The organism is Paenibacillus sp. FSL M8-0334 (assembly GCF_038000405.1).
GTDB classification, from domain to species: Bacteria; Bacillota; Bacilli; order Paenibacillales; family Paenibacillaceae; genus Paenibacillus_AQ; species Paenibacillus_AQ campinasensis.
In genome coordinates, this window is sequence record NZ_JBBOCH010000002.1 from 1,215,597 (window position 1) to 1,229,287 (window position 13,691).

At 54.0% G+C, this 13,691-nt stretch carries 14 protein-coding genes; all 14 read left to right on the forward strand.

Annotation, left to right across the window (positions count from 1 at the left end; translation table 11 throughout):
* Positions 1–40 precede the first annotated feature (40 nt).
* The 14 genes from MKX64_RS19710 to MKX64_RS19775 all read left to right on the forward strand — a co-directional run bounded on the left by MKX64_RS19710 (position 41) and on the right by MKX64_RS19775 (position 13,667).
* Positions 41–1,147 (forward strand): glycoside hydrolase family 88/105 protein, encoded by a 1,107-nt coding sequence (locus tag MKX64_RS19710; RefSeq protein ID WP_341037119.1) that lies wholly within the window; start codon positions 41–43, stop codon positions 1,145–1,147.
* A 327-nt stretch (positions 1,148–1,474) separates the two neighbouring features.
* Positions 1,475–2,290, forward strand: coding sequence for a spore cortex-lytic enzyme (gene sleB, locus MKX64_RS19715; RefSeq protein ID WP_341037120.1), 816 nt, complete (start codon positions 1,475–1,477; stop codon positions 2,288–2,290).
* Between the two features lie 126 nt (positions 2,291–2,416).
* The gene (yfmF, locus tag MKX64_RS19720; protein ID WP_095265676.1) at positions 2,417–3,697 is read left to right on the forward strand and encodes an EF-P 5-aminopentanol modification-associated protein YfmF; all 1,281 of its coding nucleotides are present in this window, start codon (positions 2,417–2,419) and stop codon (positions 3,695–3,697) included.
* A gap of 3 nt (positions 3,698–3,700) precedes the next feature.
* Complete coding sequence (yfmH, locus tag MKX64_RS19725; RefSeq protein WP_341037122.1) at positions 3,701–4,984, forward strand: EF-P 5-aminopentanol modification-associated protein YfmH; 1,284 nt, start codon at positions 3,701–3,703, stop codon at positions 4,982–4,984.
* Complete coding sequence (gene ymfI / locus MKX64_RS19730) at positions 4,981–5,751, forward strand: elongation factor P 5-aminopentanone reductase (protein ID WP_095265674.1); 771 nt, start codon at positions 4,981–4,983, stop codon at positions 5,749–5,751. The genes yfmH and ymfI overlap by 4 nt, the downstream gene beginning before the upstream one ends.
* 104 nt (positions 5,752–5,855) lie before the next feature.
* Positions 5,856–6,110, forward strand: a complete 255-nt coding sequence (locus tag MKX64_RS19735) for a DUF3243 domain-containing protein (RefSeq protein ID WP_095265673.1) — start codon at positions 5,856–5,858, stop codon at positions 6,108–6,110.
* A gap of 206 nt (positions 6,111–6,316) precedes the next feature.
* A complete protein-coding gene (locus tag MKX64_RS19740) occupies positions 6,317–7,084 on the forward strand; it encodes a DUF3388 domain-containing protein (RefSeq protein ID WP_095265672.1) in 768 nt (255 codons plus the stop codon).
* A 38-nt stretch (positions 7,085–7,122) separates the two neighbouring features.
* Positions 7,123–8,049, forward strand: coding sequence for a helix-turn-helix domain-containing protein (locus MKX64_RS19745; protein WP_095265671.1), 927 nt, complete (start codon positions 7,123–7,125; stop codon positions 8,047–8,049).
* Positions 8,050–8,124: 75 nt separating this feature from the next.
* The gene (locus MKX64_RS19750; RefSeq protein ID WP_095265670.1) at positions 8,125–8,304 is read left to right on the forward strand and encodes a hypothetical protein; all 180 of its coding nucleotides are present in this window, start codon (positions 8,125–8,127) and stop codon (positions 8,302–8,304) included.
* Between the two features lie 163 nt (positions 8,305–8,467).
* Positions 8,468–8,959 carry a YajQ family cyclic di-GMP-binding protein gene (locus MKX64_RS19755; protein WP_095265669.1) on the forward strand — a complete coding sequence of 164 codons (492 nt, stop codon included), beginning with the start codon at positions 8,468–8,470 and terminating at the stop codon, positions 8,957–8,959.
* 261 nt (positions 8,960–9,220) lie between these two features.
* Entirely contained in the window at positions 9,221–9,802 is a 582-nt protein-coding gene (pgsA, locus tag MKX64_RS19760) for a CDP-diacylglycerol--glycerol-3-phosphate 3-phosphatidyltransferase (protein WP_095265668.1), read from the forward strand.
* Between the two features lie 365 nt (positions 9,803–10,167).
* On the forward strand, positions 10,168–11,433 hold the full coding sequence (locus MKX64_RS19765) for a competence/damage-inducible protein A (protein ID WP_095397867.1): 1,266 nt from the start codon (positions 10,168–10,170) through the stop codon (positions 11,431–11,433).
* Between the two features lie 334 nt (positions 11,434–11,767).
* A complete protein-coding gene (gene recA / locus MKX64_RS19770; protein WP_095265753.1) occupies positions 11,768–12,835 on the forward strand; it encodes a recombinase RecA in 1,068 nt (355 codons plus the stop codon).
* A gap of 88 nt (positions 12,836–12,923) precedes the next feature.
* The gene (locus tag MKX64_RS19775; RefSeq protein ID WP_095397868.1) at positions 12,924–13,667 is read left to right on the forward strand and encodes a regulatory protein RecX; all 744 of its coding nucleotides are present in this window, start codon (positions 12,924–12,926) and stop codon (positions 13,665–13,667) included.
* The last annotated feature ends 24 nt before the right edge of the window (positions 13,668–13,691 follow it).

The following is a 13,691-nucleotide window of genomic DNA, read 5'->3' on the forward strand; positions in this document are numbered from 1 at the left end:
AAGCGAAAATCCTGAACCAATGGAAAAGGGGAGATAAGGGATGTCCAATCAAGCGCAGAAAGAGGTCCAATTATCGCCGTTAACGGCGGCCGCCGAAGCTTGCCGCGCCATTATGGAAACGTACACTCCGGAGGAGCTGCCGCCCGCTGGACGCTGGCATTATCATCAGGGGGTATTTCTCGTCGGCATGTTCCAGCTGTGGAAGGTTGCGGGTGATAACCAATATCTGGATTATATCAAAGGCTATGTGAATCATCTCGTGGACGAGCACGGCAATTTGCTGCTCGATCGGGGCGAGCTGGACTCGGTGCAGGCCGGTCTCCTGCTGCTCGAGCTGGATGAGGCGTTCGGGGACAGCAGATACCGAAAGGCTGCCGATAAGCTGCTGCATCTGTTGTCCACGATGAACCGGACGACCGAGGGAGGCTATTGGCACAAGGACAAATATCCGTACCAAATGTGGCTGGATGGGCTCTACATGGGCGGAGTGTACACGATGCAGTATGGCCTGCGTTATGACCGACCGGAGCTGTTTGAGCAGGTGCTGTATCAGGAGAAGCTGATGCGGACCCATACCCGGGATGAGAAGACGGGGCTGTACCATCATGCCTGGGATGAGAGCAAGAAGATGCCGTGGGCCGATCCGGATACCGGCCGCTCGCCGGAATTCTGGGGCAGGGCGCTTGGATGGTATGCGCTGTCGCTTGTGGAGTTTCTAGATATGCTTCCAGCTGGCCATGAAGGCCGCGGTGTGCTGGAGGAGGCGCTGCGCGATCTTGCCGGTTCGCTGGTGCGTTACCAGGACCCTGAGAGCGGGCTGTGGTATCAGGTGCTGGACAAAGGCGACCGGCCCGACAACTGGCTCGAAACGTCCTGCACCAGCCTGTTTGTGTATGCCCTGGCTAAGGGAGCGCGGCTGTCCTGCCTCGATGCTTCCTTCAAGGAAGCGGCCAATCAAGGCTTTGAAGGTCTGCTTCGGACTGTCTATAACAATGACAAAGGCCTCCTGGTCCTGCCGGAGATTTGTATAGGAACAGGCGTAGGAGATTATAAGCACTATGTAGAACGGCCGCGCAGCGAGAATGATTTGCACGGTGTCGGCGCCTTTGTCATGGCCTGTGTCGAGATCGGACGCAGCGAGAGCTAGGCCAGGTAGTTCGAATAGAAGTGGCCTGGTTATAGGTGTATCTGTTTATACGGTGGATGCGACGTTGCGGTCCATGTGGCTGACAGTCATGGCTGCATGGAGCCTGTGAAGAGGCGGACGGACTTTTTCTCGGCCGCGGGCGAAAGGTTGTTGTAAGCGCTGCCGCTCCCTTGTGGAGCGGCTTTTTTTATTCTATAAAATCGGAGGTCAATTGTTGGCATTCATGAATGCGACGGGGTGAAGGCATGGAGTGCATAGGAAACTGGCAGTGTTGTCATAATAACCTTAGCAATCCTGTTAAACCACAAGAGAAAGGTAGAGCGCAGCATGAAAAACTCGAAAATTTGGCTTCTGATGGCCATCGCGATTTTAGTGTCGGCGACTTTGGTGATTCCGGGCAGGTTCAAGATGGCAGACAGCGAGTATCCCGCCCAGGAAGCGTTGCCGAGCTTCAGCGATGCCATTTTGCAATTCGGTTCTTACGGTGAGGATGTTTACGAGCTGCAGGGGCGTCTGAAATATTTGGGCTTCTATCATGGGAAGATCGACAGCGTGTTCGGCTCCAAAACACAAGGAGCTGTGAAATGGTTTCAGTCCGAGTTCGGAATGAAAGTTGACGGGATTGTCGGTCCTAAGGTGAAACTGCGGCTGTACAATGCCACGAAGGATTGGAAGCCGACCGAGCCTAAGCAACATGAAGGCGGCGGCGGTGGTGGTGGCGGAGGAGGCGGCGAGCAGGCCGCTGACAACATCAACAGCAATCTGGGCTCTGCCAATACGATGGGGCTATCGGAGAATGACCTGAAGATCATGGCTAACGCCGTATACGGCGAAGCCCGCGGAGAGCCGTTTGAAGGACAGGTTGCCGTCGCTGCGGTCATTCTGAACCGGGTTAGATCCCCGGAATTCCCGAACACGATTCACGGCGTGATCTTCCAGCCGCTAGCGTTTACGGCCGTGGCGGACGGACAGATCTGGCTGGAGCCGAACGAACAGGCGCGCAAAGCGGTTATGCAGGCGATCGACGGCTGGGACCCATCGGGTGGCTGCCTCTATTACTTCAACCCAAGAACAGCCACGTCCAAGTGGATCTGGTCACGGCCTCAGGTTAAAACGATAGGCCAGCACATCTTCTGTATGTAGCCGTATCAGGAGCAACCGAGGCTTGTCTTCGGTTGCTTCTTCACTTTGGCTTAGGTTAGAATGAAAGTTAACGAATGAGGGAATTTGATGGCAAAACCAATCCTTGAGCTAAGGGAGTTATGAACCTTGACAAAAGCGGAATTTGAACACGGCGTCGCCGGAGGCATCCGTATTCATGTGCTGCCAACGCGCCGTTTTAAAACATTTGCGATTTCATTGTATGCCGGAACGCCGCTGGCTGAAGATACCGTCACCTCCACGGCGCTCACACCGTTTGTATTGCGGAGAGGGACCGTCTCCTATCCGGAGACGCGGGCTTTCCGTGAACGGCTGGAGCAGCTGTATGGCGCGGGCTTCGGATTTGATGTGTACAAACGCGGTGATTACCAGATCGTCCATTTCCGGATGGATACGATCAATGATTCTTTTGTACAAAGTCCGGAAAGTTTATTGGCTTCGTCCTTTTCCTTCCTGGGAGAAGCGTTCACGCAGCCGGTGCTGGAGAACGGCGCATTTCGGAAATCCTATGTGATGACGGAACGGGATACGGTGCGCAAGAAGCTGGAATCCATCGTCAATGACAAAATCCGGTATGCGGCAGAGCGCTGTATTGAAGTCATGTGCAAAAACGAGCCGTACCGCCTGCACCCGCTCGGGGAGCGCAAAGACCTGGACGGAATTACGCCGGAGGGACTGTATGAGGCGTATCAGGCCTGGCTGCAGCAATCTTCTCTGGATCTGTACGTAGTGGGCGATACATCGCTTGAGGAGGTCAAGGCGCTTGTTGAGCAGCATTTCAAGCTGAATCGGACCGCTGAGGTCGAGTACGCGCCTTCTGTCATTCGGCAGGCAGCCGGCGAGGCCGAGACCGTGATCGAGCAGCTCGACATTAACCAGGGCAAGCTGAACATGGGTCTTCGCGGGTCGATCACGTATGGCGATGATGACTACGTTTCTGCCCTGATGTATAACGGCATCCTTGGCGGTTATCCGCATTCCAAGCTGTTCGTGAACGTGCGCGAGAAGGCGAGCCTCGCTTATTACGCTTCCTCCCGTTACGACGGACACAAGGGGATTGCTACGATCCAATCGGGGATCGAGGTGCAAAATTTTGATCAGGCGGTCGATATTATCCGCAAGCAGCTGGATGATATGGCAGCGGGTGCGATCACCGATCTGGAGCTGTCGCAGACGAAGGCGATGATCCGGAATGTGATCAAGGAGATGCAGGATTCGGCATTTGAGATTATCGCTTACGATTTCAACCGTCAGCTGTCGGGACGCGAGCGCTCGCCGGATGATATGCTGGCCCAGGTCGCGGAGGTATCCGTGGATGATGTGAAGAAGGCGGCCGAAGCGTTTACGCTGGATACGATCTACTTCTTGAAAGGCCAAAAGGAGGAATAGCCGGTGCAAAGCATTCATTATGACAATCTGCAGGAAACGCTGTATTATGAAGCGATGGACAACGGACTGCATGTATATGTGCTGCCGAAGCCTGGCTTCCAGAAAACCTATGCCACCTTTGCCACGAAGTACGGATCGGTTGACAACCACTTCCGCGTAGAAGGCCAGAATGAGGTGCGGGTGCCTGACGGCATTGCCCATTTTCTGGAGCATAAAATGTTTGAGGAGCCGGAGGGCGACATTTTTGCCAAGTTTGCCTCGAGCGGCGCATCGGCCAATGCGTTTACGAGCTTTGACCAGACGGTGTATCTATTCTCCGCAACGGAGAACATTAAAGACAACCTGGAGACGCTGATTGATTTTGTCCAGAACCCGTATTTTACCGATCAAAATGTGGAGAAGGAAAAGGGCATCATCGGCCAGGAAATCAACATGTATCAGGACAATCCGGACTGGCGCGCCTACTTCGGCCTGATAGAGGCCTTGTATAAGGAACATCCGGTTCGCATCGATATCGCCGGCACCGTGGAGTCGATCGGCACGATCACGAAGGAGGATCTGTACACCTGCTACAACGCTTTCTACCATCCGAGCAACATGCTGCTGTTTGTTGTCGGCGGGGTGGATCCGGAGGAAACGATGGAATGGGTTCGCAGCAACCAGGCGCGTAAATCCTATGAGAAGCAGGGAAGCATTGAACGGCTGTTCGAACCGGAGCCGCAGGAGGTTGCCCAGAAACGCAAGGAGAGCCGCCTTGCCGTATCCTTGCCGAAATGCTTGTTCGGCTTCAAGGAGAAGCAGGTCGGGTTGACGGGCGAGGAGCAGCTGAAGCGGGATTTGACGACCAAGCTCATGCTTGATCTGCTGTTTGGCTCCAGCACCGAGCTGTATCAGAAGCTCTACGATGAGGATCTGATCTCCGACAGCTTCGGCCATGAATATAACAGCTCGCCGCAGTATGCTTTTTCTGCGGTAGGCGGAGATACGAAGGACCCGGATCTGCTGCTTTCGCGCATTCGTGAGGAAGTGGACAGACTGAAGTCTGCCGGCTTCCAGGCGGCGGACTTCGAGCGGGCCCGCAAGAAAAAGATGGGCGGATATTTGCGCATGCTCAATTCCCCGGAAAATATCGCCCATGAATTTACCCGCTATCAATTCAGAGGCGCTGACTTGTTCAAGGTGCTGCCGGTCTATGAATCCATTACGCTTGAGGATGTCAACCAGCGGCTGGCCGAACATGTGGACTGGGAGCAGATGGCCGTCTCTGTCGTAATGAGCCCCGCATGAGTGAAATGATGGGAGAGGATCTGAAACCGATCGGGGAAATGACCGTCCTGGTGACGGGAGCGAGCAGAGGGATCGGCGCAGCGATTGCCGAGCGCTTTGCCTCGGTTCGCATGAATGTTGTCCTGCATTACCGCAATTCCCATGAGGCGGCCAACGAAGTCGCTCGGCGCTGCATGGCACATGGGGCGAAGGTGATGACGGTCTCCGCGGACCTGAGTGACAAGGAGCAGATTGTGCGCATGAGGGAGAAGCTGGAGGCCCACGGCATGGAGCCGGATATTCTGGTGAATAACGCCGGGGTATCGCATTACGGATTGTTATCGGACGTGACGGAGGAAGAATGGGATTCACTGATGTCCATCAACCTGAAAGGGCTGTTTATGTGTACCCAGACTTTTATGGGCCGAATGGTTTCCCAGCGCTTTGGCCGAATTATCAACGTCTCGTCCGTATGGGGCATGTCCGGCGCTTCCTGCGAAGTGCTGTATTCAACGAGCAAGGGCGGGGTGAACGCCTTCACGAAGGCGCTCGCCAAGGAGCTGGCTCCGTCGGGCGTGACCGTCAACGCGGTGGCGCCCGGCGCGGTGGATACATCGATGCTGGACCATCTGGAGCCGGAGGATATCCGGCTGCTGCAGGAGGAGATTCCGGCAGGGAGACTGGCACAGCCGGATGAAATTTCGTCGCTGGTGTATTTTCTGGCGCTGCCTGAATCCGGATATATTACGGGACAAATCATCAGCCCGAACGGCGGCTGGGTAACCTGAAGGGAATGAGCGGGTGGTGCATTTCACCACTCATAACGGCTCTGGCATGGGGACATATTAGTATTGTGACTTTATCGCCACAATGCAAAAGGAGGATTTAAACCATGTCATCCGTAATCAAGAACTTTGATTCCTGGAAGAAGTTTCTTGGCGAGCGTGTCGTTCAGGCTGAAAAATCAGGGATGAGCGAGGATATGATCGCTCAGCTTGCTTATGAGATCGGCGACTTCCTTGACGAGAAGGTCGACCCGCAAAACGCTTCCAACCGTGCGCTGAAGGAACTGTGGGATGTCGGCAACGATGAAGAGCGTCACGTGATCGCCCGCCTGATGGTGAAACTCGCCAAAAACAACGCGTAACGAGTCATTGAAAAGCCCCCGATTCGGGGGTTTTTTGTCAAGTAACAAGATCGTTAAGTTCATGTTATCCCTTTGTACTTGCCTTTCAATTTTATTTTATATATCATTAACGTGACCCATTTTATATTTCGACTTTCTGAGCGGTTGTTTAGGAGCTGATTATGTCGAAAGATGATGGAATAGAAGTCCGAAGAAGGTGTCTGTCGTTGAAATCGAACCAATGGTACATGGAATATAAAATACATAAGAATCGCCCGGGTCTGCTCGGTGACATCGCTTCGGTGCTGGGGATGCTGGAGGTCAACATATTGACCATTAACGGTGTCGAAGGGCAAACGAGAGGCATGCTGATTGAGACCGATGATGAAGAAAAAATTGTGCTCATGGGCAGAATGTTAAATAAAGTGGAGAATATAACCGTCACGGCTTTGAGACCGCCGAAACTGGTGGACATTCTTGCTGTGCGGCATGGACGATATATCGACCGGGACTCGGATGATCGTAAAACGTTCCGTTTTACGCGTGATGAGCTCGGTTTACTTGTTGACTTTTTGGGTGAATTGTTCAAGAGGGAAGGCAATCAGGTGATCGGACTGCGCGGAATGCCGCGTGTCGGCAAAACGGAGTCGATCATTGCGGGCAGCGTGTGCGCGATGAAGCGCTGGACGTTTGTTTCCTCGACGCTGCTGCGCCAGACGATTCGCAGCCAGCTGTCCGAAGAGGAGATGAGCCCGAACAACATTTTTATCGTGGACGGCATTGTCAGCACGATCCGCTCGAACGAAAAGCATTATCAATTGCTGCAGGATCTGATGCAGATGGAAAGCACAAAAGTTATTGAGCATCCTGATATTTTTGTGCGTGAGTCTGAATATTCTTATGATGACTTTGATATTTTAATTGAATTGCGAAACAATCCGGATGAAGAAATCGTTTATGATACGTTCACCGGTTCTTATAATGATGATTTGTAATTAAGAGATATTCATGATTTTTCATAGGAGGTGATGGCATGTCCGAACTGGGACAGCAACTAAGAGAGGCGCGTCTGCAGAAGGGAATGAGCCTGGATGACGTGCAGGAAATAACAAAGATACGAAAGCGATATTTGGAAGCCATCGAGGCGGGAGATTACAAAGTGCTGCCCGGCAGTTTTTACGTGCGTGCCTTTATTAAAACCTATGCCGAGGCGGTTGGGATAAATCCGGATGAACTGCTGGAGGGGCACAAGCAGGATGTGCCGCGGAATGAACCGGAATCGACGATGGAGCCGGTCATTCAGAAGCGGGCCAGCAGATCCGAATCGTCCCGGAGCATGAGTTGGCTGCCGACGCTCCTCATGTGGACCTTTCCGATTCTGATTATTGCGGTTATTTACTGGTATGCATCAGGGGCGAACAATCCGAAGACGGACCCGCCGCCGGCCACGAATCCGCCGGTGACGCAGGAAGAACCGGCAGACCAAGGCGAGAACAATCCGGATGGCGAAACACCTGGCGATCAGGAAGGCGGCGGCGCAGGCGGGGAAGAACCGGGAACGGATGCGGCTGGCGGCGAGACTGAATCGGTGGATGAGCCGGAGGAGCCTGTCGGTCAAGCTACGGTAACGCAGGATCGGACCGAGGGCAACCGCACCTTCTTCAAGGTAGCGGGAGCCGGCGTGAAGGTCGAGATCTCCGCTTCGAGCGATGGCAAGAGCTGGGTTGAAGTATATCGCGGCACCAACTCCCAAGGGGAGCGGCTTTATTTTGACAATCTCGAAAATGGCGCTTCGGTAAGCTATGATCTGGACGGCCAAGGTATGTACATTAAATCGGGTTATTCTGCAGCCACCACCATCACGGTAGGCGGGCATGAGGTTACGGACGGAAAAACGACCTCACGGATCGTGCTGGAGGCGGCAGATGCTTCGACAGAAACGGACACGAACGGCGAATAATTTGCTTCCGCTTGGGAAATATTAAATAGCATCGTGTGTGCTGTTATCCATTTCCGTAAAGTGGGGCGAATGTAAATGTCAGTGAACTGGATTGTGGTTAGTTTAGGGATTATCGTCAGTCTTCTTGGCTATTATCTGATCCCGAACGCATGGGGATATGGTATTTTTGGTTTCGGGCTGGCTCATGTGGTGCTTGGCATTCTGAGCATGTTCCGCGGCAAAATACTGCGGCAGGAGCCGAAGGAGCAGACGTAATTGTGACAGGACCTCGTTTTCGGCGTGCCAGCTGGAAACGGGGTCTTTTTAGGCTGTGGTCAAGCTTGCGAAGATTATGTGTCAGGTGACAGGTTAATTAGACTTGACCCTTGGTTTTACCTATAATAGAAGAACACAATGATAGGAAAGGAAGGGTTATGGTATGGCTTCGGAACATTCATTTGATATTGTATCCAAGATGGATATGCAGGAATTGAACAACGCGGTTACCCAGACGGAACGGGAGATCAGCAACCGGTTTGATTTTAAAGGCAGCAAGAGCAGCCTGAGCCTGGAGAAAGATGTGCTGGTCATTACGTCGGACGATGAATATAAGCTGAATGCGGTGATCGATATTTTGCAGACGAAGATGGTGAAGCGCGGTCTATCGCTTAAAAATGTAGATTACGGCAAGGTGGAGCCTGCGGCCATGGGGACGGTTCGTCAGCGCCTGTCGCTCAAGCAGGGCGTTGATCAGGAGAATGCCAAGAAAATCAACATTCTGATCCGCGACTCGAAGCTGAAGGTGAAAAGCCAGATTCAAGGCGATCAGATTCGTGTTACAGGCAAAAGCCGGGATGATCTTCAGGCTGTCATGCAGTTGCTGCTCAAAGCGGATCTGCCGCTGGATCTGCAATTCACCAATTTGAAATAAGCAGCGCCCGGTAATCCCCCTCCTGCGGGCGCGGTGTCAAGGGTAACGGCGCTTTTTGACATCGCAACAGGCAAAGCATTATACTAAAAAACGATATATCAGTAATTACTTATACATAGCTTATTGGGGGATGAATATGACGGAAAGCGACGAACGCTTATTACAGCCTCTTCGATACATGAACATGATGGTTATGCTTGCCCGAGTGGTCGGCAGATTGGCTGAGTTCTCGAGACAACCCCAGGTGAGGGAGGTTGCTTCATGAATTTACCCAACCGAATAACGATTGCGAGAATATGTCTCATTCCGCTGATGATGGTTTTTTTGCTCGTTGACTTTGGCTTCTACCCGGCTCCGCTGGTGTGGTATAACTACGAGCTGCCCTTCAATCAGCTCATCGCAGCGTTTATCTTCATTGTGGCTGCCAGCACGGATGGCATTGACGGCTATTTGGCACGCAAGAACAACATGGTCACGAACCTCGGCAAACTGCTGGATCCGCTTGCGGATAAGTTGCTGGTGGCGGCCGTTCTGATCTCCCTTGTCGCGATGGGCAAATGCGATGCCTGGATTGCGATCGTTATTATCAGCCGCGAATTTGCGGTGACGGGACTGCGCCAGATTGCACTGCTCGACGGTGCCGTCATGGCGGCCGGACAGTCGGGCAAAATTAAAACGACGATTCAGATTGTAGCCATTGTGGCGCTGCTGATCAATGACTTTCCGTTTGTCTTTTTGCATATTCCGTTCGGGGATATCGCGATCTGGGCCGCGGCCTTGATTACGATCTACTCAGGCGTGGAATACTTTGTCAAAAACCGGCATTTGCTCAAGGAAGCATAATGAAAGGCTGCGCTCATATCGTGCCTAGGATGACGGGGACACATCCGGCTTGCTAAGGAAAGGACCTCATTTCACTGTCCAGTGAAGCTGAGGTCCTTTTCCAACCAGGTGCGATGGTCGAGGTGTATTAGCACCAACGTGCCGGGAGCCATGTTGGTGAAGAGGCAGAGGCTCCCCCCGAGGAAGATGGCAGAAGAGACACCAAGGCTGTTAGGGTTGCCGGTTTTCCTATGGCTGCAGGTTGGCATTTGGCTTTGCATATTGGCCCAGACTAAGGGAATTGAGGGAAGGATAACCGGTTTTCATCCGGGCATCTTTGGGGTGAATAACATGCATATAGGTGATTGCACAGGAGGATGGTCGTTATGAAAGCGGAAATTATTGCGGTGGGAACAGAGCTCCTGCTGGGGCAAATTGTGAATACGAATGCGCAGTATCTCTCCCGAGAGCTGGCCGCTCTGGGGATTGACGTATATTATCAGACGGTGGTTGGGGATAACCTGGAGCGTATTCAGGATGCGCTGCGCCTGTCGAGCAGCCGGGCGGATATCGTTCTGCTGTCCGGGGGGCTTGGCCCGACCCAGGATGATCTGACGAAGGATGCGCTGGCGGCATTCCTCGGACGCACACTGCACATCGACCGGATGGCGATGGACGCCATCGAGCGCTTCTTCAGGGAGCGGGGCACTCCGATGACGGAAAACAACCGGCGGCAGGCGCTCGCTATTGAAGGAGGCACACCGCTGCCCAACGAGACCGGACTTGCCGTTGGCAACGCCGTAAGCTCTGACGATGTGCATTATATAGTGCTCCCGGGCCCGCCGAAAGAGCTGATGCCGATGTTCGAACAGCAGGCGAAGCCGTGGCTGATGCAGCATGTGCTTACCCATGAGCAGCCGATCTACTCGAAAATGCTGAAGTTCGCCGGCATCGGCGAGTCTTCCCTGGACGAGCGTCTTCAGGATCTGATCACGGCCCAGACGGACCCGACCATCGCATTATACGCCAAGGAAGGCGAGGTCACGGTACGGACCTCAACCAAAGCGCCAAGCGAATCAGAGGCGATGGACAAGCTTGACGGGCTGGAAGCGAAGATTCGGGAGCGCGCCTCGGCGTTTATGTATGCGAGCGAAGATGTGCCGATCGAGAAGGTGATCGTGGATCTGATGGCGGATCGGGGCTGGACGCTGAGCGCGGCGGAGAGCTGTACGGGCGGGCTGGTGATGGAAAGCCTCACCTCCGTACCCGGCAGTGCAACGATGTTTCGCGGCGGGGTCGTATGTTATACGAACGAGATGAAAGAGAAGCTCGTCCATGTCCCGCACGGGCTGCTGGAAGGCGAGGGAGCGCCCGGAGCGGTCAGCCGGGAGGTGGCCGAGGTGCTGGCCGAGCATGTGCGCATGATTACGGACAGCGATTTCGGCTTGTCGGTTACCGGAGTGGCCGGTCCCGGTTATGCCGAGCGCAAGCCGGTGGGCCTCGTCTACATCGGGCTGGCCGAGCGTGGCAAAGAGACAGAGGTGCATGAGCTTCATCTGCAGGGCAACCGGGAGACGATTCGAATCCGGGCGACCAAAGCGCTGCTCTACCGGCTGTGGCGGCGACTGATGGCTGCTCGCGGCGAGAGCTGATCCGGCTGCCGCTTTTGCAGATATCCTCAAGCGTTGGATGTAAATGTATGGATCAGGGCCTGGCGCGGCGGCTTGCGGATTCGCAATCCTCGCGCTTCGCGCTGGCAAGGCTGCTTGAATTCCCAAGCGGAACCAAGTATAGTAGAAGTACGGAAGAACCGTGGCATATCAAACGATGTTGCCGCGGTTTTTTGTCATTGCGGACGAGAGCGGCAGCAGCGCATCAGGAGGCGATCGCGCGAAAAAAAGACGAATGTATGTTCGAAAAAAAGCTTGGCAAACGTGTCAAAACAAGGTATGATAATAATATCAAGAGTGAAGGGTTGTGGAAGAATTGTCAGATCGTCGTGCTGCGCTGGAGATGGCGCTTCGTCAGATAGAGAAACAGTTCGGAAAAGGTTCGATCATGAAGCTGGGTGAATCCACCCACATGCAAGTGGAGATTGTGCCAAGCGGCTCGCTGGCATTGGATATAGCATTAGGAACCGGCGGTTTGCCTAGAGGCCGGATTATTGAAGTATATGGACCGGAATCTTCCGGTAAAACGACGGTAGCGCTGCATGCGATTGCCGAGGTACAGAAGACCGGTGGACAAGCTGCGTTTATTGACGCCGAGCATGCCCTTGATCCGTCGTATGCCAGCAAGCTGGGCGTCAACATTGACGAGCTCTTGCTGTCCCAGCCTGACACAGGGGAGCAGGCGCTCGAAATCGCTGAGGCGCTCGTGCGCAGCGGCGCGGTGGATATCATCGTGATCGACTCGGTTGCCGCTCTCGTGCCGAAGGCGGAAATTGAAGGGGACATGGGGGATTCTCATGTCGGCTTGCAGGCGCGTCTGATGTCGCAAGCGTTGCGTAAATTGTCCGGTGCGATTAACAAATCGAAAACGATCGCGATCTTCATCAACCAGCTTCGCGAGAAGGTCGGCGTGATGTTCGGCAACCCGGAAACGACTCCTGGCGGCCGTGCGTTGAAGTTCTATTCCACCGTTCGTCTCGACGTGCGCCGTGTGGAAAGCATTAAGATGGGCAACGACGTTGTGGGTAACCGCACGCGCATCAAGGTTGTGAAGAATAAGGTAGCTCCGCCTTTCAAGCAGGCTGAGCTGGACATTATGTACGGTGAAGGAATTTCCAGAGAAGGCAGCCTTATCGATATCGGCACAGAGTTGGATATCGTGGATAAGAGCGGTGCCTGGTACTCCTATGCAGGCGATCGTCTGGGACAAGGCCGCGAAAATGCGAAGCAGTTCCTGAAAGAGAACCCGCAAATTGCCGAAGTGATTGAGCAGAAGATTCGGGAAGCAAGCAATCTGACAACCATTGTTCCAGAGGTTTCCGAGAGCGAGAAGAAGCAAGAGGAGCAAGAGGAGCAAGCGTTATTTGAAGTGGACAATGCCTAAAGTCTAACGTCTTCACCACATAAGCGGGACCGCCCAGTGTGCACGCACCGGGCGGTCTTCTTTATTCAGGACGAGGAAGGAGAGCTTGATGAAGAACGACAGCTATAGAGAGCAGGAGCAGACGGAGGCCGAGGCTGAGGGACTGGCCGCTTTTCCGGAAGATGAAGATCTGGTTATCACTGCGGTCGAGCTGATGAAGAAGCAGCGCTATCGCTACCTCATCTCATTTGGCCCCTATACGTTATCCGTTCATGAGGATGTCATGATTAAATACCGGATGATCAAGGGGGCTGTCTTCCGGAAGGATGCGCTGGAGGAAATTGTGGCCGCGGATGAAAGGCATCGCGCCTATGTAGAGGCGCTGCGGTATCTGGAGCGGAAGCCGAGAACGTCGAAGGAAATTGCGCAGCGGCTGCAGCAGAAAGGCTGGGAGCAGGGAAGCATCGACCACACGCTGGAGCGATTGGAGCGGGAAAAGCTGGTCGATGATGGCCTATACGCCAGGATGTGGGCTCAGCAGCGCATGACCAGCCACAAGAAAGGCCGGCTGTGGGTGAAGCAGGAGCTGAGACAGAAAGGGATTGAGTCCGGCATGATTGCGGAGGCGCTCGGCGAGGTCAGCCCGGAGGAAGAGCTGGAGAGCGCGCTGGTCATAGGCCGCAAGAAGTGGCAGCAGACGAAGGGGGAGTCGCTCGACAGAAAGCGCAAGACAGGGGCGTTCCTCATGCGCAGAGGATTCGGCGGAGAACAGGTGCGCCAGGTGCTGAAACGGCTGATTGACGAAGAGTTTGAGGAAGTGGATGAGGATGCCTTGGAAGACGATTTCGTGTAATTGAACTCGTCTTCCGCTGCCAGA